This window comes from Snodgrassella alvi (assembly GCF_002777745.1).
Classification (GTDB): Bacteria; Pseudomonadota; Gammaproteobacteria; order Burkholderiales; family Neisseriaceae; genus Snodgrassella; species Snodgrassella alvi_D.
This window is the reverse complement of record NZ_MEIO01000021.1, coordinates 1-306: the sequence shown is the minus strand read 5'-3', so window position 1 is coordinate 306 and position 306 is coordinate 1. Positions and strand designations below refer to the sequence as shown.

At 47.1% G+C, this 306-nt stretch carries 1 pseudogene; it reads right to left on the bottom strand.

Going from position 1 to position 306, the window contains the following annotated elements:
• A pseudogene (locus tag BHC51_RS12605) lies at window positions 1–306 on the bottom strand (hypothetical protein); the annotation flags it as partial.

The following is a 306-nucleotide window of genomic DNA, read 5'->3' as shown; positions in this document are numbered from 1 at the left end:
GAATTCTCTCCAAGAATACCGGCTGCTACATTGGTAATCCTTTTAGCATCTCCATTTCGAGCGGCATCATAAGCTCCGATATTGTTATTCCATTGCAATGCATTCTGTTTTAATTCTGTCACACCCTCAGTAGCATTGCTCAGGCTGGAATTTATACTGGAACTCAGGCTGTTCAGACCTGTTGTTGTCGACAGCGACAGGCTGTTCAGGCCTGAAGTAGCAGTATCCAGTCCTGTCTGTGTCACAGTTGACAGACTGTGCAGCTGTGAACCGTTGATGGCATCCGTTGAATCTGCTTCTACCCGG